This window comes from Mycobacterium sp. SA01, assembly GCF_041287105.1.
In the GTDB taxonomy this organism is placed as follows: domain Bacteria; phylum Actinomycetota; class Actinomycetes; order Mycobacteriales; family Mycobacteriaceae; genus Mycobacterium.
Genome location: NZ_JBGGNO010000016.1, coordinates 69,755 through 93,359 on the forward strand (window position 1 = coordinate 69,755; position 23,605 = coordinate 93,359).

Annotated in this window: 22 protein-coding genes and 1 tRNA gene; 15 read left to right on the forward strand and 8 right to left on the reverse strand. The window is 67.4% G+C overall.

Annotated features, from left to right (window positions below; all coding sequences use genetic code 11):
• From AB4879_RS08105 to AB4879_RS08120, 4 genes are read left to right on the forward strand one after another with little or no spacing between them, the layout of a single operon-like run.
• Positions 1-819, forward strand: a complete 819-nt coding sequence (locus AB4879_RS08105; RefSeq protein ID WP_370507183.1) for an SDR family NAD(P)-dependent oxidoreductase — start codon at positions 1-3, stop codon at positions 817-819.
• Positions 820-827: 8 nt separating this feature from the next.
• Complete coding sequence (locus AB4879_RS08110) at positions 828-1,748, forward strand: ferritin-like domain-containing protein (protein WP_370507184.1); 921 nt, start codon at positions 828-830, stop codon at positions 1,746-1,748.
• A gap of 3 nt (positions 1,749-1,751) precedes the next feature.
• On the forward strand, positions 1,752-3,254 hold the full coding sequence (locus AB4879_RS08115) for a flavin-containing monooxygenase (protein ID WP_370507185.1): 1,503 nt from the start codon (positions 1,752-1,754) through the stop codon (positions 3,252-3,254).
• Between the two features lies 1 nt (position 3,255).
• Positions 3,256-4,134 carry a MerR family transcriptional regulator gene (locus AB4879_RS08120; protein ID WP_370507186.1) on the forward strand — a complete coding sequence of 293 codons (879 nt, stop codon included), beginning with the start codon at positions 3,256-3,258 and terminating at the stop codon, positions 4,132-4,134.
• On the opposite strand, the gene AB4879_RS08125 is transcribed toward AB4879_RS08120, so the two are convergent.
• From AB4879_RS08125 to AB4879_RS08145, 5 genes are read right to left on the reverse strand one after another with little or no spacing between them, the layout of a single operon-like run.
• Positions 4,131-4,406 (reverse strand): hypothetical protein, encoded by a 276-nt coding sequence (locus AB4879_RS08125; protein ID WP_370507187.1) that lies wholly within the window; start codon positions 4,404-4,406, stop codon positions 4,131-4,133. The two genes, AB4879_RS08120 and AB4879_RS08125, sit on opposite strands and share 4 nt — an antisense overlap.
• 27 nt (positions 4,407-4,433) lie before the next feature.
• Complete coding sequence (locus AB4879_RS08130; RefSeq protein WP_370507188.1) at positions 4,434-5,177, reverse strand: YqjF family protein; 744 nt, start codon at positions 5,175-5,177, stop codon at positions 4,434-4,436.
• Positions 5,174-6,517, reverse strand: coding sequence for an APC family permease (locus AB4879_RS08135; protein WP_102805800.1), 1,344 nt, complete (start codon positions 6,515-6,517; stop codon positions 5,174-5,176). The genes AB4879_RS08130 and AB4879_RS08135 overlap by 4 nt, the downstream gene beginning before the upstream one ends.
• Complete coding sequence (locus AB4879_RS08140; protein WP_370507189.1) at positions 6,514-8,145, reverse strand: amidohydrolase; 1,632 nt, start codon at positions 8,143-8,145, stop codon at positions 6,514-6,516. The genes AB4879_RS08135 and AB4879_RS08140 overlap by 4 nt, the downstream gene beginning before the upstream one ends.
• Positions 8,142-9,125, reverse strand: a complete 984-nt coding sequence (locus AB4879_RS08145; RefSeq protein WP_370507190.1) for a nitrilase-related carbon-nitrogen hydrolase — start codon at positions 9,123-9,125, stop codon at positions 8,142-8,144. Before AB4879_RS08145 ends, AB4879_RS08140 begins: the two co-directional genes overlap by 4 nt.
• Positions 9,126-9,201: 76 nt before the next feature.
• Between AB4879_RS08145 and AB4879_RS08150 the strand changes: the two genes are divergently transcribed.
• A complete protein-coding gene (locus AB4879_RS08150) occupies positions 9,202-9,807 on the forward strand; it encodes a TetR/AcrR family transcriptional regulator C-terminal domain-containing protein (RefSeq protein ID WP_102805803.1) in 606 nt (201 codons plus the stop codon).
• On the opposite strand, the gene AB4879_RS08155 is transcribed toward AB4879_RS08150, so the two are convergent.
• Positions 9,804-10,073 carry a YdeI/OmpD-associated family protein gene (locus tag AB4879_RS08155; protein ID WP_370507191.1) on the reverse strand — a complete coding sequence of 90 codons (270 nt, stop codon included), beginning with the start codon at positions 10,071-10,073 and terminating at the stop codon, positions 9,804-9,806. The genes AB4879_RS08150 and AB4879_RS08155 overlap by 4 nt on opposite strands.
• Before the next feature lie 152 nt (positions 10,074-10,225).
• Here AB4879_RS08155 and AB4879_RS08160 point away from each other — a divergent pair, with 152 nt between their 5' ends.
• From AB4879_RS08160 to AB4879_RS08170, 3 genes are all read left to right on the forward strand, one after another.
• Entirely contained in the window at positions 10,226-11,326 is a 1,101-nt protein-coding gene (locus AB4879_RS08160) for a GGDEF domain-containing protein (protein WP_370507192.1), read from the forward strand.
• Between the two features lie 163 nt (positions 11,327-11,489).
• Positions 11,490-12,563 (forward strand): GGDEF domain-containing protein, encoded by a 1,074-nt coding sequence (locus tag AB4879_RS08165; RefSeq protein WP_370507193.1) that lies wholly within the window; start codon positions 11,490-11,492, stop codon positions 12,561-12,563.
• Positions 12,560-12,826 carry a hypothetical protein gene (locus AB4879_RS08170; RefSeq protein ID WP_370507194.1) on the forward strand — a complete coding sequence of 89 codons (267 nt, stop codon included), beginning with the start codon at positions 12,560-12,562 and terminating at the stop codon, positions 12,824-12,826. The genes AB4879_RS08165 and AB4879_RS08170 overlap by 4 nt, the downstream gene beginning before the upstream one ends.
• A 72-nt stretch (positions 12,827-12,898) precedes the next feature.
• Here AB4879_RS08170 and AB4879_RS08175 read toward each other — a convergent pair.
• Positions 12,899-12,981, reverse strand: a tRNA-Leu gene (locus AB4879_RS08175).
• Between the two features lie 225 nt (positions 12,982-13,206).
• Here AB4879_RS08175 and AB4879_RS08180 point away from each other — a divergent pair.
• The 7 genes from AB4879_RS08180 (at position 13,207) to pknB (ending at position 22,891) form a co-directional block, all read left to right on the forward strand.
• A complete protein-coding gene (locus tag AB4879_RS08180; RefSeq protein ID WP_370507195.1) occupies positions 13,207-14,652 on the forward strand; it encodes an FhaA domain-containing protein in 1,446 nt (481 codons plus the stop codon).
• Between the two features lie 150 nt (positions 14,653-14,802).
• A complete protein-coding gene (locus tag AB4879_RS08185) occupies positions 14,803-15,270 on the forward strand; it encodes an FHA domain-containing protein (RefSeq protein WP_370507196.1) in 468 nt (155 codons plus the stop codon).
• The gene (locus AB4879_RS08190) at positions 15,267-16,865 is read left to right on the forward strand and encodes a PP2C family serine/threonine-protein phosphatase (RefSeq protein ID WP_370507197.1); all 1,599 of its coding nucleotides are present in this window, start codon (positions 15,267-15,269) and stop codon (positions 16,863-16,865) included. The genes AB4879_RS08185 and AB4879_RS08190 overlap by 4 nt, the downstream gene beginning before the upstream one ends.
• Entirely contained in the window at positions 16,862-18,265 is a 1,404-nt protein-coding gene (locus tag AB4879_RS08195; RefSeq protein ID WP_102805810.1) for an FtsW/RodA/SpoVE family cell cycle protein, read from the forward strand. Before AB4879_RS08190 ends, AB4879_RS08195 begins: the two co-directional genes overlap by 4 nt.
• Positions 18,262-19,737 carry a D,D-transpeptidase PbpA gene (gene pbpA, locus AB4879_RS08200; protein WP_370507198.1) on the forward strand — a complete coding sequence of 492 codons (1,476 nt, stop codon included), beginning with the start codon at positions 18,262-18,264 and terminating at the stop codon, positions 19,735-19,737. Before AB4879_RS08195 ends, pbpA begins: the two co-directional genes overlap by 4 nt.
• Positions 19,734-21,011: a protein kinase gene (locus AB4879_RS08205; RefSeq protein ID WP_370507199.1), complete on the forward strand. Its 1,278-nt coding sequence runs from the start codon at positions 19,734-19,736 to the stop codon at positions 21,009-21,011. Before pbpA ends, AB4879_RS08205 begins: the two co-directional genes overlap by 4 nt.
• Positions 21,008-22,891: a Stk1 family PASTA domain-containing Ser/Thr kinase gene (gene pknB, locus AB4879_RS08210; RefSeq protein WP_370507200.1), complete on the forward strand. Its 1,884-nt coding sequence runs from the start codon at positions 21,008-21,010 to the stop codon at positions 22,889-22,891. The genes AB4879_RS08205 and pknB overlap by 4 nt, the downstream gene beginning before the upstream one ends.
• Here pknB and AB4879_RS08215 read toward each other — a convergent pair.
• Entirely contained in the window at positions 22,875-23,597 is a 723-nt protein-coding gene (locus tag AB4879_RS08215) for an aminodeoxychorismate/anthranilate synthase component II (protein ID WP_370507201.1), read from the reverse strand. The two genes, pknB and AB4879_RS08215, sit on opposite strands and share 17 nt — an antisense overlap.
• Positions 23,598-23,605 lie beyond the last annotated feature (8 nt).

Consider the following 23,605-nt stretch of genomic DNA (forward strand, 5'->3'; position numbering starts at 1 on the left):
ATGGGGATCTTCGGAACGAAACGCAGCCGCAACGCCGACGCCGTCATCACCGGTGCAGGAAGCGGCATCGGCGCCGCCTTCGCCGCCGAGCTGGCTGCCCGGGGCGGCCGCGTGGTGTGCAGCGACATCGATGAGGGCGCCGCACACAAGACCGCCGAGGCAATCGGCGACCGCGCACTGGCGGTCGCCTGTGATGTCACCCAGGTCGAGGACGTGTTCCGCCTAGCCGAACAGGCCCAGTCGTGGTTTGGCGGGCCACCGACACTGGTCGTCAACAACGCCGGTGTGGGGGCCGGCGGAAAGACGATCGGCGACATCGATCTCGCCGACTGGACGTGGGTCCTGAACGTCAACCTGTGGGGACCGATCCACGGCTGCCACGTCTTCGCCCCGATCCTGCGCGACGCCGGCCGTCCCGCCGGGATCATCAACGTGGCGTCGGCCGCGGCGTTCGGCGCCGCACCCGGGATGGCCGCCTACAACGTCAGCAAGGCGGGCACCCTCTCGCTCTCGGAAACCCTGGCCGCCGAAATGTCCGGGACCGCTGTGCAGGTCACAGTTCTCTGCCCCACCTTCGTCAAGACCAACATCCTCGAATCCGGCCGCATCCCAGCCGAGACGACGCACCGGGCCGACCAGCTGATGCGGTGGACCGGCTTCTCCGCCGACCGCGTCGCCCGGATGTGCCTGGACACCCTCGACCGCGGCGGCCTCTACTGCATGCCACAGCCCGAGGCCCGAATCGGCTGGGGGATCAAGCGTTTCACCCCGACGGTGTACACCCGCGCCGCCGGTCTCATCACCCGCGTCACCACCTAGGAGGATCGATGGCGATCGACATGGACGTCATGCTGGCCAAGATCAAGGACCGGCAGTGGGCGCTGGCCGACATCGACTGGAATGCCCCTGGTGCCGAACGCATCACCGACGAGCAACGCCCGAAACTCAAGGCGTTCATGGCCGATCTGTGCTGGATCGAGAACATCGGCGCACGCGGGTTCGCCGCACTGGCCAAGAAGGCGCCCAACCCGACCATCGCCGAGATCTACCGCTACTTCCACGCCGAGGAACAGCGCCACGCCAATGCCGAACTCGCGCTGATGAAGCGCTGGGGCATGCTCGATGACGGCGAGATGCCCGAACCCAACGTCAACATCCGCCTGTCGATGGACTGGCTGGACACCTATGCCGACTCCATGTCGCTGTCGATCCTGGGCACGGTCATCCCGATGCTCGAGGTGGCGCTCGACGGCGCCCTGCTCAAGTTCCTGCTCGAAGAGGTCGACGATCCCGTCTGCCACCAGGTCTTCGAAAAAATCAACAACGACGAATCCCGGCACCTCGCCGTCGATTTCGAGGTCCTGAACATGATCGGGCAGGCTGATCTGAGGCGGTTGGCGATCGAGTTCGTCGGCAGCGTCGCCACCCCCGGGCTGATCATCGGCGCGATCATGTACATCCCGCTGCTCAACCGGATCCGCAACGAGATCGTCGGGATGGGACTGGAGCCCGAGCGGCTCTACAACGCCGTCAAGCGGTTCCGCACCCTCGGCGAGCGCGGCGAGTACACGCACCGGGTCCCGACCTATCAGATCCTCAAACTGCACGCCCGCATGGTGATCAAACCCAACAACCCCTATCACTGGGTCGCCAACCCGATGGTGTGGGCTTCCGACCGGATACCGCGCAGACTACTCCACCCGATTCCGAGCTGGTTCAAGGAACTCACCCACGAGCCGGCGGCCTGAGATATGGCTGGCGTCAAGCGCATCCACGACACTCTCATCGTCGGCGCGGGCTTCACCGGGCTGGGCACCGCCATCAAACTCAAACAAGCCGGCGTCGACGACATCGTCATCGTCGAACGCAACGGCCGCGTGGGCGGCACCTGGCGGGACAACACGTACCCCGGCGTGGCCTGCGACATCCCGTCGCTGCTGTACTCGTTCTCGTTCGTCAAGAACCCCAGCTGGTCACGGGCCTACCCGTCGGGCGCCGAAATCTGCGACCACATCGAGGATCTCACCGACCGGCACGGATTGCGGCCGCTGATCAGATTCGACACCGAGGTCACCGGGTTGAGTTTCGACGAGCAGCCTGGCGTCTGGACCGTTACCACCAAGGGCCGTAGGCAGATTCAGGCGCGCACGGTGATTCTCGCGTCCGGTCCGCTGGCTGATCACACGTTTCCCGCTATCCGGGGCATCGACAGCTACCGCGGGCGCAAGATCCACAGCGCGGCCTGGGATCACGACTACGACTTCGCCGGCAAGCGGGTCGCGGTGATCGGTACCGGCGCCAGCGCGGTGCAGATCGTCCCCGAACTGGTGAAGACCGCCGCGGCCGTCAAGGTGTTCCAACGCACGCCAGGCTGGGTGTTGCCGCGACTGGACATCTCGATGCCGACCGCAGTGCAGGAACTGTTCGAAAAGGTGCCGGCCACCCAGGCATTGGCGCGCCAGGCGCTGTACTGGGGCCATGAGGCCAGCGCGGCGGCGCTGGTCTGGGACACCCCCGCCAGCCGGCTGGTCGCACGGCTCGGAAAGGCGCACCTGCGACGCTCGGTGGCCGACCCGTGGCTGCGCCGCCAGCTCACCCCGGAGTTCACCCCCGGCTGCAAACGCATGCTGGTGTCCAGTGACTACTATCCGGCGCTGCAGCGCGACAACTGCAAGCTGATCGACTGGCCCATCGCCACCCTGAGCCCGGTCGGCATCCGGACCAGTGATGGCATCGAGCATCACGTCGACGCCATCGTGTTCGCCACCGGATACGACGTGCACCTGTCGGGTCCGCCGTTCTCGGTCACCGGGCTCGATGGCCGTTGCCTGCAACAGGAATGGCGCGAACACGCCGAGGCATACAAGAGCGCGAGCGCGCACGGCTACCCCAATCTGTTCTTCATGACCGGCCCGAACTCCGGGCCCGGCCACAATTCGCTACTGGTCTACGTCGAAGGCCAGATCGACTATGCCGTCACCGGAGTCACCGCCATCCTGCGCCGAAACCTGCGCTACCTCGACGTGCGCGCAGACGTGCAACGCCGCTACAACGCCCGCATGCAGAAGCGACTGACCAAGACCACGTGGATGTCGGGCTGCAACAGCTGGTACCTCACGGCCGATGGGTTCAACGCCTCGATGTATCCGGGTTTCGCGACGCAGTATCTTCGACAGATGCGACAGTTCCGGTTCGAGGACTACGAGGCCGTGGCACTGGATGCCCAGCCGCGTGTGGCCGTGTCGACGGCGTGAGATGACGGGTCCGATCCCGAGCATTCTGCGACGGCTGCGCCGCGGATCCCGCGACGTCGTCGAAGCGGCGGTGTCGCAACTCTTCGACGCCGCGGTGCAGCCGCACGGAGTGGCGGCCGCGGGCGAGTACCGTATCGACGAGTTGGCCCGACTGGCCGGGACCACGACCCGCAACATCCGCGTGTACCGCGACCGCGGTCTGCTGCACCCACCGCTGCGTGTCGGGCGGATCGCGCTGTTCAACGACACCCACCTGACCCGGCTGCGGATGATCACCTCGCTGCTGGACCGGGGGTACAACATTGCCCACGTCAACGAGATGCTCTCGGCGTGGGAACAGGGCAAGAACGTCGGGGACATGCTGGGGCTGGAATCGGCGATCGCGGGAAGCTGGGCCACCGAGAAACCCGAACGGATGTCGATCGCCGAAGCGCGCAGGCTCGTCGACGACGACAACGGATTCGACCGAATGGTCGGGCTCGAGATGATCAGGCTGGAGGACGGCGGGCACGACGCCACGGTGGTGCGGCCCAAGTTGGTCGAGGCGTTCAACGAGATCCGCCAGTACGGCGTGGCACTCGGAACGCTCATCGACCTCCACGAGCAGATTGCGCCCCTGATCGACCAGATCAGCGGGATCTTGGTGCGGGCCGGTGTGGATCACGTCGGCGAACGGCTCCATCCCGGATCACCGTTGCCACCGGATCCCGAAGTCACCGAGATGATCACGATGCTGGTTCGGTTCCGCACCCAGGCGGTGTCCGCGGTGAGCTCGACGCTGGCGTTCTCGATCGAGTCGAGGGTCGAGTCGGTGGTGGCGAACATTCTGGCGCAAGCCGTCGACGTCGCCAGGGTTGACGCGGCAGACGATCAGCCCTAGGGCCAGGGCCCGCCGACCGGCGGCCCGCCGCCGCGCGGCGACTGGTTCTGCAGAATTCCCAGGCAGGTCCCCATCGACTTGCCCGGAATGCACGGGATGCCACCGACACTCGGAACACCGTTGGCCACATAGCACTGTCCGGTGATCGGGTCGGCCAGATGCCCGGTCGGGCAGGCATTGGCCGGGGCGGCGATCACGACGGGCGCGGCCACGAACAGCGCGCCGCACGCGGCGGCCATCAGCGCCCTCGACATCCGCACCCGCACAGCCATGGCTGTGAGCTTACTGCGAATGCGGTCTCAGCCGACCGCGATCGGACGGCCGAACTGCGTTCGCATGTCGGGGGAGTAGAGCGCACGCAGCGGTTCCCCGGCGGTGCGCACCCCGGCGGCGGCGACCAGCTCGTCGTCGAGGTCCACCACCCGCGCCGACTGCAGAGCCCACGGGCCGTGATAGTTCGGCACCCACCAGGTCCGGCCGGCCTTGCGGGTGTGGGCGCCCCAGCGCGCGGTCAGCCAGGTTTCCAACGCGGTCGGCTCGACCGGCTCGCCCGGGCACACCGTTACCCGGCTGCGCAGCCCGCGCCGCGGCCAGCGCCGGACACTGTCGTAGCTGATCTGCTCGGGTGTCCGGGTGATCCGCATCCGGGCCCAGGTGTACGGAATTCCCATGGCGATGCGGATCGCCGGAACCACCGCCAGCCGGGCGGCTTCCAGCGACCGGAACAGCACGCCGTGCCGTCCCGCGTCATCCACCGAATAGAGCCGCACATTCGTTTCGGCGAAGGAACCGAAGTACGGCACCGGCGGGGTCGGACCGATTGCGGTGTAACCCATCCGGAACGGCACCAGCCCGACGTACGTCACACCCTCGAACACATCCGGACGCGCGCCGGCCGGGTAGAGGTGCGCGACGTCGGCCGGACGCACCGGCCAGTGCACGAACGTCAGGTCCAGCCAGCTCTGGTCGAACCACACCCGCCCCCGCAGGGGCGGGGCGGCGACGGGGTAGCCCGCCAGCGGGTCCGAGCCCTGCGGGCTCACTCGTATTCCAGATCCAACACCGGGGTGGGCCGGCGGAAGCCATGAGTGACGACCAGCAGCCAGACGAATCCGATTGCCAGCCAGATCAACCCGATCGTCAGCGCGGAGCCCGACAGGCTGGTCCACAGCCAGGCGGTGAGCAAGAAGCCGATCAGGGGAGCGATCACGTTGAGCAGGATGTTGCGCTCCCGCATGTCGACGAAGTAGTGCTTGATCACCGACAGGTTCACCACCGAGAACGCCACCAGCGCACCGAAGCTGACGACCGACGCCAGGATCGTCAGGTCGATCCAGATCGCGAGCAGCGAGATGACGCTGACGGTGAGAATGGCGTACACCGGGGTGCTGTACTTGGCGGACACATGCCCGAAGACCTTGCGCGGCAGGATGCCGTCACGGCCCATCGCGTACAGGATCCGGGCGACCGACGCCTGCGAGGTCAACGCCGAACCGAGCGCACCGGCCACGTATGCCGCGGTGAAGAAGGTGTTGACGAACGCCCCTCCCGCGGCCATCATCACGTCGGTCGAACCGGTGTCCACATCGGCGAACTTGTTGGACGGGAACACCAGCTGCGACACATAGGACAGCAGGATGAAGATGATCCCCGACACGATCGTCGCGATCATGATCGCCTGCGGCACCGTGCGTTTGGCGTCACGTGCCTCCTCGGACAACGTGGAGACGGCGTCGAAACCGAGGAACGACAGACACAGGATCGCCGCCCCGGCCAGGATCGGGCTCATGCCACCCGCGGTGCCGTCACCGGTGAAGGGTGCCAGCAGGTCGACGCTTCCGTAGCCGGTGGTCTTGGCGACTGCGAGGGCAACGAACACCACGATGAAGATCGCCTGGATGGCGATAATGAGGAAGTTGGCCCGCGCGACGGACACGATGCCGATGATGTTGAGCACCGTGACGATCGCTATCGACACAAGGACGATGACCCACGCCGGGAGTGCCGGGAGCGCCGCGTTCAGGTAGAGCCCGATGACCAGATAGTTCAGCATCGGCAGGAACAGGTAGTCCAGCAGCAGCGACCACCCGGCCAGGAAGCCGACGGGTGCGCCGAAAGTCCGCTGGGTGTAGGTGTATGCCGAACCCGCGACCGGTATCGCCGCGGCCATCCGCGCGTAGGACAGCGCGGTGAACACCATCGTGATGAGCGTGACGATGTAGGCCAGCGGCAGCCGGCCGCCCGAGGTTTCGGTGACGATGCCGTAGGTGGTGAACACCGTCAGCGGGACCATGTACACCAAGCCGAACAGCACCAGCGACGGCAGGCCGAGCGCTCGTTTCAGGTGCCCCTCATGGGGGTCGGCGATGAATTCCGCGGTCATGGTCGTACCTTTCCTTCGTCAGCCCGGTAGGCCTGCGCACCGCGCAAGTATGTGGCGTGGATGCCCACGCGCGGCAGATCCAGCGGCGGTGTGTTCCGCGGGTCCTGGTCAAGCCACACCAGATCGGCGCTGGCGCCGGGAGTGATCACTCCCCAGGTGTTTTCGGCGTAGGCCTGGTAGGCGACGGCGCCGGTGTACGACGACAGCGCGCGTTCGATCGGCACGATCTCGTGCGGTGTCCAACCGCCGTCGGGCTGGCCCTCGGCGGTGAGCCGGGACGTCGCCACGGCGATGCCGTCCAGTGGGGCACCCGAGGACACCGGCCAGTCCGAGCCGAACGCCAGCGCTGCGCCGGATCGGTTCAGCGTTTGCATCTGGTACTGCCGGTCGCTGCGTTCGACCCCGAGCCGCGGGATGGTCAGCACCGTCATCAGCGCGTCCATCTGCGCCCACAACGGCTGCATGTTGGGGATGACGCCAAGCTCCGCGAACCGGCCGATATCGGTGTCGTCCACCAGCTGGACGTGGGCGATCACCGGCCTGCGGTCCCGAATCCCGTTGTGCGACACGGTGTACTCGATCGCGTCGAGGGCCTGGCGGACGGCGGCGTCGCCGATGGCGTGGATGTGGATCTGCAGTCCGAGCTCATCGACCCGGCGGGCCGCCTCGGCGAGTGAGTCGCCCTCCCAGTTCTGCATACCGTGGCTGTGCAGCCCCGAGCAATACGGTGCCAGCAAGGCACCCGTCTCGTTCTCGACGACGCCGTCGGCGAAGAACTTGACCGTGTTCGCGGTCAGCAGCGGCGAGCCCGCATCCTCGACGGCTCGCCGCGAGGCCGCGAATTGCTCGATCTGCGAATCGAAGTGCCGCGGGTCGGCGTACAACGCCAGGTTGAACCGCATGCGCAGTACTCCCTGGCGGGCCGCCTCGACGTAGGTGGCCACATCACCCGGTTCGACCCAGGCGTCCTGCACCCAGGTGACGCCACGAGCGAGGTAGTAGTCGGCTGCTGTGCCCAGCGCGCCGATGCGCTGCCGCTCGTCACGAGGCGGCATCACGTTCATCACCAAATCTGTTGCGCCCCATTCCCGCAACGTGCCCAGCACGGAGCCGTCCGGCCGGCGGGGGATTTCGCCGAGCACCGGGTCAGGTGTGTCGGCGGTGATGCCGGCACGCTCGATGGCCGCGGTGTTGCACCACACTGTGTGGTAGTCCCAGGCCCGCAGCACCACCGGGCGATCCGGCACCGCGGCGTCGAGCCATCGGGCATCGAACAGTCCGCCCTCGGCCAGGCTGCCGTCATACGATGCGCCGACGATCCATTCCTCGTCCGGGTGGTCCTCGGCGTAAACCTTGACCGCGGTGACGATTTCGTCGATGCTGCCGCAGCCACGGACCGGCGGCCCGACTGCTTCCAGCCCGCCGTACAGCGGATGTGCGTGGCCGTCGCCGAAGGACGCCATCAGGAACCCGCCGGCGAGGTCGACGTGCTCGCAGTCCGTTCCGGCGGCCATCTCTCGGGCGTCGTCGCCCAACGCGCGCACCACTCCATCGGTGACCAAAAGCGCCTCGGTCTCGACGCCGGTTCCGGTCCACACCACACCGCCGGTGAACAGCGTCGAGCTCACTTGACCACCGCCGTCGCGGCGTGACCGGCACCGTAGGGCTCGTCGGCGACCACGGGCCGGGTCAGCGCGGCGTAGGTGTCAGGCCGTCGAGTCAACAGGAAAGGGAAGAGCTCCAACCAATCTCGGCGCTGATCGAGATCGAGGTCCGCGATCAGGACGGCCTCCTCGTCGCGCGGTGCCTGCACCAGTACCCGGCCGTACGGATCGGAGATGAAGGAGGACCCGTAGAACGTCACGGTTCCTTCGTCGCCGACCCGATTGGGCACCACCATGAACAGACCGCTGTTGATGCCATTGGCCACGATGACCTGCTGCCACAGCGGCCGGGTGTCGAAGTCGGGGAAGACCGGCTCGGATCCGATGGCGGTGGGGTAGACGACCACCTCGGCGCCGGCGAGCGAGTAGTTCCGCGCGACCTCGGGGAACCATTCGTCCCAGCAGGTCGGCATACCGATGCGAGCGTCCAGCCCGTCCGGCGCATAGACGGGATACGGGTCGGCGTCGGGGCCGGGCCGGAAATAGGTGTCCTCGTAGTAGCCGGCCGAGATCGGGATGTGCAGCTTGCGGGTCCGGCCGACGAGTTCGCCGCCGGGGGAGACCAGGATCGCGGTGTTGTAGCCCAGGCCGTCGTGCATATCGGGAGTGCGTTCGTAGAGCGAGGCGTGCACGAAGATCCCGTTGGCCCGCGCCGCGCTTGCCGCCAGGTCGAAGGTGGGGCCGTTTTCCAGATCCTCGGCAAGTGCCGAGGGGTTGGCACCGGCCGGGCGATCTGCCGGATAGCGCAGCAAGGTGATCTCCGGCAGGAAGACCACCGACGCACCCTCACCCGCGGCGGTGTCGATGCCGGCACGCACGGTGGCGAGGAGTTCCACACGGTCCGGTCGCCACCGGTGCTGGACCAGGCCGACCCGCAGCGGCGGGCGCTGTGAGGGCGCCGACCGGGACAGCGGTTCGGGCGCTCGGGCAGTCAAGGTGATCATCGAACTCCTAAAACGAATCTATTTCGTTTTAGTGTGAACTGGCTCATACTTCTTCGCAAGAGGAAGAGAGACTTTGATGGGCCGTCCGCCGACACCGCTGTTGTCGACCGACCGGATCGCATCGGCCGCCATGGACCTGGTGCGTGCCACCGGCGAATTCACCATGCCCGACCTTGCGCGGAAACTGCAGGTCAGTCCGTCATCGCTGTACAACCACGTGTCCGGCCGCGGTCAGATCGTCGAGCTGCTGCGGGAGCGCGCGATGTCCGAGGTGCAGCTTCCCGACGACCAACCGGACCGACCGTGGGCCGAGGCGGTGGCCGACATCCTGCGGTCCTACCGCCGCAGCTACGCCCGATATCCCCGGCTGATTCCCCTACTGACCGCCTACGCCGTGAACAGCAGCCACGCCATCCGGATGTACAACATGTTGGCGGTGACCCTGCACCGCGCCGGGTTCGACGCCGCCGACACGCTGCGGGCCATCACTTTGATGGACTGCTTCGTGCTGGGGTCGGCCCTGGATCTGGCCGCGCCCGAGGAGCCGTGGGAATCAGGTGCGGAGGTCGGCCCCGAACTGGCCGCCGCGCTGGCGACCGGAGCGCCCAAGCCCGCGCGGGCCGACGACGCATTCGAGTACGGGTTGGCGGTACTGCTGCGCGGGCTCACACCCCGCCGCTAAGGCTTGCCGGTTCGCTCCCGGTGCTTGCAGCCCGGCCAGCAGCATGGCCGGCGCATACCTTCTTCGAGTTCCTCCTGGGTGCGGCGGATCCGCCGCTCGCGAGTCTTCTGCTGCTTGGCGTCCTCGACCCAACAGATGAACTCGTTGCGCGCCAGGGGCGTGATGTCGTTCCAGGCCGCCAGCGCGGTCTCGTTGCCCAGCAGCGCAGTCCGCAAATCTGCCGGAAGCTTGTGCACAACTCCGCCGGGGATCGTGTGCGTGCCCATCCAAACAGGTTAGCCAGTCGAACGCCGCCCGAGACGGCACCCGGCCGCCCGAGTCGGCTCACGCAGGATCTATTTTCTGCCGGCGTTGATATTTCGCCTCGCTATCGATTTGCTCGTATTACCGTGAACGCCATGCGGGGAGCGACGGCGCGGTGACCGAACAGCGGGCCGTCGGACCGGGCAACCAGGCCGGGGGGCCGCTCGCGCGATGGTGGCGGTTACCCGATCAATTCGAATGGCTGTCCGGGTATTTGAGGGCGCGCGGCCTGGCATGGCCCACCAGGGTATTGATGGCCCTCATCTCGATTGGCCTGATGTTGATGGGCGCAGCCACCCCGACCATGCGCAACGTGCCGCCGATCTGGGCGTGGACGTTCGGCGCCGCCGCGGTGCTCACCGGGATCACCTACTGCACGCTGTGGCTGCGCGGCTGGCTGACCCGGCGGCAATCGCTGCGGATGGCCTGTTTCGGCAGTTCACTCGTCGCCGTCGGCTGCGTCATGCAGTCCTATCCGATGGTCGCTCTGATGGGCTGCGGCGGCTTGGCCATCATCGGTGGATACGCCGCGTTCTTCCACAACTCGAAAGCGATCACATTCATCGTCGTCCTCGGCATGGCGGTCAGCGCGCTGTGCGCGATCCGGGTGGTCCCGGATTACGGCTGGGCTGTCGCCGCGGCCGGCTGGTGGTTGGTGGTCGAACTGAACCTCGCCTTTCCGTTGGCGATCCAAGCGGTGATGCGCACCATGGGCGCCGATGTGGTGCGCTCTGATCAAGACCCGCTCACCGGTGTCCTGAACCGGCGCGCCTTCTACGAGCGGGCGACGCTGCTGCTGACATCGCCCGGGAACGATCTTCACCTGATCGTCGTGATGATCGATCTCGACAAGTTCAAGAAGCTCAACGACGCCTACGGCCATATCGCCGGCGACCAGGCGCTGACCGCTGTGGGCTGGGCGCTTCGCGAAAACAGCAACAGCTCGGCGATCATCGGACGGTTCGGCGGCGAGGAGTTCATCGTGGTCGACGCCGTGCCGGCCGAGCTGGCCGAGGAATTGCCCGCCCAGCTGTGCCTGGCGGTCGCCGCCCTACCCCAACCGGTGACCGCCAGCGTCGGCGCGGCCATCGTGCGCTGGGACAGTGCCGCCACGATGGACCATCTGATCCGGACCGCCGACGCCGCCATGTACGCGGCCAAGCGGGCCGGCGGCAACCAGACGCGGATCAGCCGACCCGCCCGCGTCGACCGCTGACAGAGACCACCGGGCGCTCGCGGAGTCGCTGATTCCGCGCTAGAACTGCCGAAACGCCGTTGCCGGATCTGACGAGAAACCAAGGACTGAGCACTTCGGCTCATAGCTGGCAAAATTGATTCCGCAATCACGGCACGACTTCCCGTAGGAATGGGGATGACACATGCTTCGGTGGGGAGCGCTGCCACCCCGGCACGCCGACCAATACGACTGGATCAGCGTCTACCTGCATGACCGCGACGAGCAGGGGATCTGGCGGACGCTGATCTTCACCGCGACCCTGGCTCTCGCATCGTCGACCGCGTTGATGATCAAGAGCCCGCAGGGTCCCGAGGGCCCGGTAGCGGTGACGATCTGCGTCGTCGCGGCCGCGCTGGCGTTCGCGGCAGCCGTGCCGTTTCTGCTGCACTGGCCCACCCGCCGCCAATCACTGGTGTTCTCGTTCACCTCCACCGCGACCATCGCCGCCGCCGCGCTGTCCTATTCCAACGACTACGTGGGCCTGATGGGGTGCGCGACGTTCGCCGTGATCGGCGGCTTCGTCGCCTATTTCCACACCGTCCACGAGGTGATCGCCAACGGCGCGGTCGCCGTCGTCTGCGCGCTGATTCTGGCCACCCGACTCGTTTTATCGACCGGCGACATCTATCTGATGGCAGCGGCGTTCGCGATCGTGGCGACACTCAACGTGGGCCTGCCGTTCGGAGTCTTGTCGCTGGCCCAGACGCTGCGGTCCGACCTGCGCAGCTCCGGCCGCGATCCCCTGACCGGGCTGCACAACCGACGGTCGTTCCACCAATCGGCCTACGAGCTGATCATGCGCAACGACACCGAGGCCGGCCGGCTGATGGTCATCGTCATCGATTTGGACAGCTTCAAGAACCTCAACGACACCGCGGGCCACGCGGCCGGCGACGCCGCGCTGATCAGGATCAGCGCAGCGCTGGCCGACAACTGCGGACACTCCGCCATCATCGGCAGGTCCGGCGGCGAAGAATTCGTCATCGCCGACGTCGACCACCCCGAGCCACCGGAGGTGATTGCAGAGCGGCTTCGCCGAGCCATCGCCGAGTTGCCGGTACCGGTGACGGCGAGCATCGGCACCGCCTGCGCGCCGTTGAGAAACGGCTCACAAGTCAACTTGAGGCTCCTCGACGAACTCGTCGAGGCGGCCGATGCCGCGATGTACGCGGCCAAGCGCGCCGGCGGAAATCAGGTAAGTCACGCCGCCCGGTGATCTTCGGTCGTCGCTGGCCGGGGCTACCGTGGTCGGGTGACTACCCTCCGGCCGCTCCGCCGGTGACGGTGCTGATCGTCATCGCCAAAGCGGCGCTGGTCGCGTTCCTGTGGTCGCCGACCGGCCACTACTACGGCTACGCCCGAACTCCTCTGCCCCGTGGGTCGACGAGTACGGCAACGTCATCGATCCCGACGACGACCCGCCGTCCGGCACGAATCACGCCGGGCACGCCTGAGCAAGATCGCGCTGTTCGGCGATAACACCGGGTCGACGAGCGCGCCGTCAATGGAAAAACCCCGGCCGGAAGCCGGGGTTTTTCTCCACTGTGTGTGTGGGCGAAGGGGGACTTGAACCCCCACGTCCCGAAGGACACTGGCACCTGAAGCCAGCGCGTCTGCCATTCCGCCACTCGCCCAAAACAACCGGGGGAGCGTATCACGGTCGAGGGGGTGCACCTCAACTCGCGCCCGCGGCTCAGACCAGCCTAGCGGCCCCCGTCACAGTGCCATCCCCGATGCCCTGACCTGGTCTAACACGATTCTCAGAATTCTCATGGTGACGGCGCGTCGACCTGGGCCGATAGCATCAAGGTGAACGAGCGTCGACGCAACACGCACATGTACTCGAGCTAGGCGGTGAGATGAGTAACCAGAGAGGTCTGGTTCAACGCATCGAGCGCAGACTCGAGAACACCGTGGGCGACGCGTTCGCCCGGGTCTTCGGCGGATCGATTGTCCCGGCAGAGGTGGAAGCCGCCCTCCGGCGGGAAGCCTCTGCGGGTGTGCAAACCCTGCCCCATGAACGATTTTTGGCCCCGAACGAGTACGTCATTACCCTCAGTGCAGCTGACTTCGAGAAGGTCAGCGCCGATCGCGATCTCACCACGGACACTTTTGCCAAACACTTGGGCGGCTACATCCGTGATCAGGGATGGCAAACGTATGGTGAGCTGGTCGTCAGGTTCGAGCAGTCGCCGAATCTGCACACCGGCCAGTACCGTGCGCGCGGCGTCGTCAACCCTGACGTCGACCCCCACCCGTCCCTCGCCACAACCGCCCCGCCAGAATCGAACCAGGCGTACACCGCAGAACCAGGAGTACCAGCGATGAGCAACGACCCCACCTACCGAGGCGACCAGGGTCAGGGGCGGCCCGGCGACGACTACTACGACGAGCGCTACCCGCGCCCGCAGGACGAGCAGCGCGGCGTCCCCGAGCAGCGCGGCCCGTACCCGCCCGAGCAAGGCGGCTACGCGCCCCCGCCCAACGAGGGCTACGGCCAGCGGCCCGGCTACCCCGAGCAGGGCGGATACGGCGGCGGCCAGGGGTACGGCCAGGCTCCCGAGCAGCGTCCCCCGGCCGGCGGCTACGGCGGCCAGGGCTACGACCAGGGCCAGGGCTATGACCAGGGCTACCGGCAGGGCCCGCCGCCGGGATACGGCGCCCCGTCCTACGGCCCGCCGCAGGGTGGCGGTTACGCACCTCAGGGTCCGCCGGCCGGCGACTATGACTACGGCCGCGGTCCGGGCCGTCACGAGGACGCCGGCTACGGCCGTCCCGAGCCTCGCCCCGCCTACCCCGACCAGGGTGGCTATGAGCAGCAGGGCTACGGCCAGCCCGCCGGCGGCTACGGCCGCCAGGAGTACGGCCAGCCGGACTACGGTCAGCCGGCAGGCCGCGGCTACGAGCAGGGCGGCTACGCCGAACCCGCCGGGCGGGACTACGACTACGGCCAGCCCGCCGGTGGCGGTTACGGCGGGTACGCCCAGCCGCCCGCCCAGGGCGAATACCCGTCCGCCGGACACGCGGTCACCCTGCAGCTCGACGACGGCAGCGGACGCACCTATCAGCTGCGCGAGGGTGCCAACGTGATCGGCCGCGGCCAGGATGCCCAGTTCCGGCTGCCCGACACCGGCGTCTCGCGCCGGCATCTGGAAATCCGGTGGGACGGCCAGGTTGCGCTGCTGTCCGACCTGAATTCCACCAACGGGACCACGGTGAACAACGCCCCGGTGCAGGAGTGGCAGCTGGCCGACGGCGACGTCATCCGGCTGGGGCACTCCGAGATCATCGTCCGCGTTCACTGAGGTCGGCGAAGGTCTCAGCTTGGTTGACGCGGAGTGGCTTCACCCGCGTACCCACCGGCGTCCAAGTATCGTGACGGTGCCGAAGTCGGCCCGGTGCCTGCTGGTATCGCGGGGACGGCGAGCGGGGCACGAGGACGGAGAGGACGCCAGATGCAGGGGTTAGTTCTGCAGCTGACGCGCGCCGGCTTCCTGCTGTTGCTGTGGCTGTTCATCTGGTCGGTGCTCCGCGTCCTGCGAAATGACATCTACGCGCCGACCGGCGCGGTGATGGTCCGCCGGGGCCTGGCGCTGCGGGGCACGCTGTTGCCGTCCCGCCAGCAACGGCACGCCGCCCGCTACCTGGTGGTCACCGATGGAGCGCTGGCAGGCACCCGGATCACCTTGGGCACCCAGCCGGTGCTGATCGGCCGCGCTGATGACTCCACGCTGGTACTGACCGATGATTACTCTTCGACCCGGCACGCCCGGCTGTCGCCACGCGGTGCCGACTGGTACGTGGAAGACCTAGGATCGACCAACGGCACATACCTCGACAGGGCGAAGGTGACGACGGCAGTACGCGTTCCGATTGGCACACCGGTGCACATCGGCAAGACGGTGATCGAGTTGCGCCCGTGACCCTTGTCCTTCGCTACGCCGCCCGCAGTGACCGCGGCCTGGTGCGCGCCAACAATGAGGACTCCGTCTACGCGGGCGCGCGCCTGCTTGCCCTGGCCGACGGGATGGGCGGCCACGCGGCCGGCGAGGTGGCCTCCCAGCTGGTGATCGCCGCGCTGGCGCACCTCGACGACGACGAGCCCGGCGGCGATCTGCTGAGCAAACTCGACTCCGCGGTGCGCGACGGCAACACCGCGATAGCAGCGCACGTCGAACTGGAGCCCGAGCTCGAGGGCATGGGTACCACGCTGACCGCAATCCTGTTCGCGGGCAACAGACTTGGCCTTGTCCACATTGGTGACTCCCGCGGGTATCTGCTGCGCGACGGCGAGCTGACCCAGATCACCAAGGACGACACCTTCGTGCAGACCCTCGTCGACGAGGGGCGCATCACCGCGGAGGAGGCCCACAGCCATCCGCAGCGCTCGCTGATCATGCGCGCGCTCACCGGTCACGAGGTCGAGCCGACGCTGATCATGCGGGAAGCCAAAGAAGGCGACCGCTATCTGCTGTGCTCCGACGGCTTGTCCGACCCGGTCAGCCAGGAGACCATCCTGGAAGCACTGCAGATCGACGACGTCGCCGAGAGCGCTGACCGGCTGATCGAACTGGCGCTGCGCGGCGGCGGACCGGACAACGTCACCGTGGTGGTGGCCGATGTCGTCGACCATGACTACGGCGGCCAGACCCAGCCGATCCTGGCCGGTGCGGTTTCGGGGGACGACGACCACGTCGCCCCGCCCAACACCGCAGCCGGGCGCGCGTCGGCCTTCAACCCCCGGCCTGCGCCCGCCAAGCGCGTTGTGGCCGAGCCTGAGCCGCCGCCCAAGCCCCGCTCGCGGCGGCGGATGATCATCGTCGCCGCCCTGGTCCTGTTGGTGGTCCTCGCCGGGGTCGCGGTCGGCCGGCAGATCATCCGCAGCAATTACTACGTCAGCGCTGAAAACGGCACCGTCGCGATCATGCGCGGTATCCAGGGCTCGATCCTGGGTTATCAGCTGCAGGAGCCGTACCTGCTGGGCTGCCTCAACGACCGCAACGAGCTGTCGCAGATCAGCTATGGCCAGCCGACCGACTCGCTGGGCTGCCAACTGATGCGATTGCAGGATCTTCGGCCCTCGGAGCGCGCGCAGGTCTCGGCCGGGCTCCCGGCCGGAACCCTCGATGATGCAATCGGGCAGCTGCGGGAATTGGCGCACAGCTCGGTGCTGCCCCCGTGCGCGCCGCCCCCGACCAGCACACCGACCCCCACCCCGACTCCGGCTCCGAGCGCATCTCCCGCGCCGGGGCCGGCGCCCGTTCCCACGGCCGCGTCGACCTCGCCGTCGGCGCCCGCACCGACCTCCTCGTCGACCTCCTCGCTGGCCCCCGCACCGTCGCCGAGCACGCCATCGCCGCCGGTGGCCTCGTCGAGCCTCGCCCCATCTCCCACTGAAAGTGGCGTCGCCCCAACGCCTTCGGCTGCTCCGACGCCTGCGCCGAGCCCCGCTCCGACGGTGACCCAACTACCCGCAGCGCCGCAGAAGCCGGGCACCGACTGCCGGGCGGCGGCATGAGTACCCAGCCGCAGGCACCCGTCGCGCTGGCGCCGGCGACACCGACCCGCCGCAATGCCGAACTGGCGTTGCTGTGCTTCGCAACCTTCATCACCGTCGTGGCACTGCTGATCGTGGAGGCCAACCAGGAGCAGGGCATCAGCTGGGATCTGGCCAGTTCCACGCTGGCGTTCCTCACCTTGTTCGTGTGCGCGCACCTGGCCATCCGGCGGTTCGCGCCCTACGCCGACCCGGTCCTGCTACCCGTTGTCGCGCTGCTCAACGGGCTCGGCCTGGTGATGATCCACCGCCTCGACCTCATCGGCGGCGCGATCGCCCCGCAACGCGGACCCAGCGAAGAACAGCAGATGCTGTGGACGCTGGTCGGCGTGCTCGGCTTCTCGCTGGTGGTCGTGTTCCTCAAAGACCACCGCATTCTGGCCCGTTACGGCTACACCTGCGGTCTGGTCGGGCTTGTGCTGCTGGCGATCCCCGCGCTGCTGCCCAGTCATTTCTCCGAGACCAACGGTGCGAAGATCTGGATTCGGTTCCCCGGCTTCAGCATTCAGCCTGCTGAGTTCTCCAAGATCCTGCTGTTGATCTTCTTCGCCGCGGTGCTGGTGGCCAAGCGCGACCTGTTCACCAGCGCCGGCAAGCATTTCCTCGGCACCGACGTGCCTCGCCCGCGCGACCTGGCGCCACTGCTGGTGGCCTGGATCGTCTCGGTCGGTGTCATGGTGTTCGAAAAGGACTTGGGCACTTCGCTTCTGCTGTACGCCTCATTCCTGGTGATGGTCTACATCGCCACCGAGCGGTTCAGCTGGGTGGTCATCGGACTGACGCTGTTCGGCGCAGGCAGCGTGGTGGCCTACTACTTGTTCGGCCATGTGCGCGTGCGGGTTCAGACCTGGTTGGATCCGTTCGGCGACCCCGAGGGCACCGGGTATCAAATGGTGCAGTCGCAGTTCAGTTTTGCCACCGGCGGCATCTTCGGCACCGGGCTGGGCAACGGCCAGCCGGGCACCGTGCCCGCCGCGTCGACGGACTTCATCATCGCCGCGGTCGGTGAAGAGCTGGGCCTGGTCGGCTTGGCCGGTGTGCTGATGCTCTACGCGATCGTGATCGTGCGTGGGCTGCGCACTGCGATCGCCGTACGCGACAGCTTCGGCAAGCTGCTGGCCGCCGGGTTGGCCTCGACGCTGGCGATCCAGCTGTTCATCGTCGTCGGCGGTGTCACCGGGCTGATCCCGCTGACCGGCCTGACCACACCGTGGATGTCCTACGGTGGCTCGTCGCTGGTGGCCAACTATCTGCTGTTGGCCATCCTGGTGAAGATCTCGCACGCCGCCCGCCGCCCGATCATCACCAATCCGCATGCGCCGATCGCGTCGTCGAGCACCGAGGTGATCGAGCGCGTATGAACACTTCCCTGCGCCGCGTTTCGGTGATGATCATGGCGTTGATCGTGCTGCTGTTGCTCAACGCGACGATCACCCAGGTCTTCCGCGCCGATGGTCTGCGCGCCGACCCCCGCAACCAGCGTGTGCTGCTCGACGAGTACTCCCGCCAGCGCGGCCAGATCACCGCGGGCGGTCAGCTGCTGGCCTACTCGGTGTCTACCAACGGCCACTACCGCTTCCTGCGCGTCTATCCGAATCCCCTGGTCTACGCACCGATTACGGGGTTCTACTCGTTGCGCTACTCCAGCACCGGGCTCGAGCGCGCCGAAGACGGCATCCTCAACGGCTCCGATCAGCGCTTGTTCGGCCGCCGGCTGGCCGACTTCTTCACCGGCCGCGACCCGCGCGGCGGCAACGTCGACACCACGATCGTGCCGCGTATTCAGCAAGCCGCGTGGGAAGCGATGCAGCGGGGCTGCACCGGTGGATGCCGCGGCTCGGTGGTGGCCCTGGAGCCGTCCACCGGAAAGATTTTGGCGATGGTGTCCTCGCCGTCGTACGACCCGAACCTGCTGGCCACCCACGACACCGAAGAACAGGGCGCCGCTTGGCAGCAGCTACGCGACGACCCCGCCTCGCCGCTGACCAACCGGGCCATCGCCGAGACCTTCCCACCCGGGTCGACGTTCAAGGTGATCACCACCGCGGCGGCGTTGCAGAACGGTGTGACCGACAACGATCAGCTCACCAGCGCCCCCCAGATCCAGCTCCCGAACAGCACCGCGACCCTGGAGAACTACGGCGGCACCCCGTGCGGCAACGCCCCCACCGCGTCTCTGCGGGAGGCGTTTGCCCGCTCGTGTAATACCGCGTTCGTGGAATTGGGTATCCGGGTGGGTGCTGACGCTCTGCGCAACACCGCGCAGGCGTTCGGGTTCGACAGCCCACCAGCGCCGATCCCGCTGGAGGTAGCGGAGTCGACCATCGGCCCGATCGCCGACGCCGCCGCGCTGGGGATGTCGAGCATGGGTCAGAAAGACGTGGCGGTGACACCTTTGCAGAATGCGTTGGTGGCGGCGACGATCGCCAACTCCGGTGTGATGATGCAGCCCTACCTGGTGGACAGCCTCAAGGGGCCGGACCTGTCGAATATCAGCACGGCAGCACCTCAGCAACAGCGGCGTGCCGTATCGACGCAGGTCGCCGCTAAACTTACGGATTTGATGATCGGCGCCGAACAGATGACCCAGCAGAAAGGGGCGATCCCCGGCGTGCAGATCGCATCCAAAACCGGGACCGCGGAACACGGAACCGACCCCCGCAACACTCCGCCCCATGCCTGGTACATCGCCTTCGCCCCAGCACAGAGCCCCAAAGTGGCGGTCGCGGTGCTGATCGAAAACGGTGGTGACCGGTTGAACGCCACCGGCGGCGCGTTGGCCGCCCCGGTCGGCCGGGCGACGATCGCCGCGGCATTGCAGGGGGCACCATGAGTCCCCGCGTTGGAGTCACGCTGTCCGGCCGGTATCGGCTGCAGCGGCTGATCGCGACCGGCGGTATGGGCCAGGTGTGGGAGGCCGTCGACAGCCGGCTGGGACGCCGGGTCGCGGTGAAGGTGCTCAAGCAGGAGTTCTCGTCGGACCCCGAGTTCGTCGAGCGGTTCCGCGCCGAGGCGCGCACCGTCGCCATGCTCAACCACCCCGGCATCGCGGCCGTGCACGACTACGGCGAGACCGACATGGACGGCGAGGGCCGCACCGCCTACCTGGTGATGGAACTGATCAACGGTGAGCCGCTGAACTCCGTCATCAAGCGCACCGGCAGGTTGTCGCTGCGCCACGCGCTGGACATGCTCGAGCAGACCGGCCGCGCGTTGCAGGTCGCCCACGCCGCCGGGCTGGTTCACCGCGACGTCAAGCCGGGCAACATCCTGATCACGCCGACCGGCCAGGTGAAGCTCACCGACTTCGGTATCGCCAAAGCCGTCGACGCGGCGCCGGTCACCCAGACGGGCATGGTGATGGGCACCGCCCAGTACATCGCCCCCGAGCAGGCGCTGGGTCACGACGCCACCGCCGCCAGTGACGTGTACTCGCTGGGAGTTGTTGGCTACGAGGCGGTTTCGGGTAAGCGGCCCTTCACCGGTGACGGTGCGCTGACCGTGGCGATGAAGCACATCAAGGAAACGCCTGCGCCGCTGCCTGCTGACCTGCCGCCCAACGTGCGCGAGCTGATCGAGATCACCCTGGTGAAGAACCCGGGCATGCGTTATCGCAACGGTGGACAGTTCGCCGACGCGACCGCCGCCGTCAGGGCGGGCCGGCGTCCCCCGCGGCCCAACTCTGCGCCGACCATTCGGGCCACCCCCGCCGCGATCCCGGGCAGTTCGCCGCGGCTGCCTGCTGCGCCGGCGACCGGGATGCGGCCGCGGGCCAACACCGGCAGTCACCGCCCGCCGCCGCCGCGTCGCACCTTCTCCTCCGGCCAGCGGGCGCTGCTGTGGGCCGCCGGCGTGCTGGGCGCCCTGGCGATCATCAGCGCCATCCTGATCGTGCTGGCCGACCGGGACCGCAAAGACAACAAGCCCGTCGAGCAGACGGTCACCGACACCGTCACCCCCACCAGCCAGGCGGCGCCGTCAGGTTGGACGGATCACCACATCGCCGGTAATCCTGGAGGACAGATCGGGGTACCCCGATTCAGCGCTGCCAGCGTGGATGTTGGCTCGCTGTCCGAGGCTGTTCACACCGACGAGAAACCACGATGACCACCCCACAGCACCTGTCCGACCGCTACGAGCTGGGCGAGATCATCGGCTTCGGCGGCATGTCCGAGGTGCACATGGCCCGCGACACACGCCTGCACCGCGACGTCGCGGTCAAGGTGCTGCGCGCCGACCTGGCCCGCGACCCGAGTTTCTACCTGCGGTTTCGCCGCGAGGCGCAGAACGCCGCCGCGCTGAACCATCCCGCGATCGTGGCCGTCTACGACACCGGCGAGGCCGAGACCGCCAACGGTCCGCTGCCGTACATCGTGATGGAGTACGTCGAAGGCGTGACCCTGCGCGACATCGTCCACACCGACGGCCCCATCCCGTACCGCCGGGCCATCGAGATCATCGCCGACGCCTGCCAGGCGCTGAACTTCAGCCATCAGCACGGCATCATCCACCGCGACGTCAAGCCGGCGAACATCATGATCTCCAAGACCGGCGCGGTGAAGGTGATGGACTTCGGCATCGCGCGGGCACTGGCCGACGCGGGCAACAGCGTCACCCAGACCGCGGCGGTCATCGGGACGGCGCAATACCTCTCGCCCGAGCAGGCCCGCGGGGAACCGGTCGACGCCCGCTCCGACGTCTACTCGCTGGGCTGCGTGCTCTACGAGATCCTGACCGGCGAGCCGCCTTTCGTCGGTGATTCGCCGGTGGCAGTTGCCTATCAGCACGTCCGCGAGGATCCGGTGCCGCCGTCGCAGAAGCATTCGGGCATCTCGCCGGAGCTGGACGCGGTGGTGCTCAAGGCGCTGGCCAAGAATCCGGACAACCGCTACCAGACGGCCGCCGAGATGCGCACCGACCTGGTGCGGGTGCACAACGGCGAGGCTCCCGAGGCGCCGAAAGTGCTCAGCGCCGCCGAACGGACCTCGCTGCTCAACGCGGCGCCGGCGGCGCCCTCCCGCAGGGACGACACCGACGAGATCCCGCGGCACGGCGCTCTTGTCGAGAGTGACCGGGCAGGCGGGTCCATCGGCCGCTGGCTGATCGTCGTCGCGGTGCTGGCCATCCTGACCGTGGTGGTGACCATCGGGATCAACATGGTCAGCGGTAATCCCCGCAATCTGCAGGTACCCGATGTGCGCGGGCAGAGCCAGGCCGACGCGATCGCCGCCCTGCAGAACAAGGGCTTCAAGATCCGCACTCAGCAGAAGCCGGACAACACCGTGCCCCCGCAGAATGTCATCGACACCGATCCGGCGGCCAACTCACAGGCCAGCGCCGGCGACGAAGTCGTGATCAACGTGTCGACCGGCCCTGAGCAGCGCGAGGTTCCGGACTGCTCCAACAACCTGTCCTACGGCGAATGCGTCCAGAAGCTCAAGGACGCCGGCTTCTCCAAGTTCAAGGAGACGGCCTCAGCTTCCGCGCCGGAGCTGAAGGACAAGGTGCTGTCCACGATTCCGCCGGCCAACCAGACGTCGGCGATCACCAACGAGATCACCGTGGTCGTCGGCAACGGCCCGCAGACCGCCGAGGTACCGGTGGTCGCGGGGCAGACGGTCGACGTCGCTCAACAGATCCTCACGGCGTCGGGATTCCTCAAGACGCTGCCGGTTCCGACCGACAGCACGGAGCCGTCCGGGCAGGTGGTCGGTACCGATCCCCCCAACGGCCAGACCGTGCCTCAGGACACCGTGATCCAGATCAAGGTGTCGAAGGGCAATCAGTTCGTGATGCCCGACCTGCGGGGCATGTTCTGGACTGACGCCTCACAGCGGCTAGCGGCGTTGGGGTGGACGGGGATACTCGACAAGGGCGGTGACGTGCAGAACAGCGGTCAGCCGTCCCATGCTGTGGTGACCCAGAGTCCGGCGCCGGGCACGCCGGTCAAGTTCAGTGACTCTCTTACCCTCAGCTTTGCGTCGTAGCTTCTAAGGGTTGCTGCCCGCCGATGTTAATTCCCCGGTCGCTGCGCTCCTGCCCGCCGAGGGCATGCCGCACGGTGTCGGCGACCTCTTGCTCGAGTCGGCACACCAGCGACTCTTCGGGGGCCTGCCCGCAGTAGCCCAGCCAGTTGGCCAGCATCCGGTGACCGCCCTCGGTCAGGATCGACTCCGGGTGGAACTGCACACCGTGGATCGGTAGTTCGACGTGGCGGACAGCCATGACAACACCGCCCTCGGTGCGCGCGGTCACCTCGAGTTCGGCCGGCATGGTCTCCGGCAAAATCGTCAGTGAGTGATAGCGCGTCGCCGTGAAAGGGTCCGGAAGTCCGTGCAGCACACCGATATTCGTGTGGTAGACGGTGCTGGTCTTGCCGTGCAGCAGCTCGGGTGCGCGGTCGACCGTGCCGCCGAAAGCCACCCCGATCGCCTGGTGCCCGAGGCACACGCCCAGTAGCGGGGTGCCCGCCGTGGCGCACGCACGGACCAGCGGGATCGACGCTCCGGCCCGTTCCGGCGTGCCGGGTCCCGGGCTGAGCAGGATCCCGTCGAATTCGGCGGCGACGCCGGCTTCGTCGGCCAGGCGCTCGTCGTCGTTGCGCCAGACCTGTGCGTCGACCCCGAGCTGCCCCAGATACTGGACGAGGTTGAACACGAAGCTGTCGTAATTGTCGACGACCAAAACCTGCATCAGGCCAG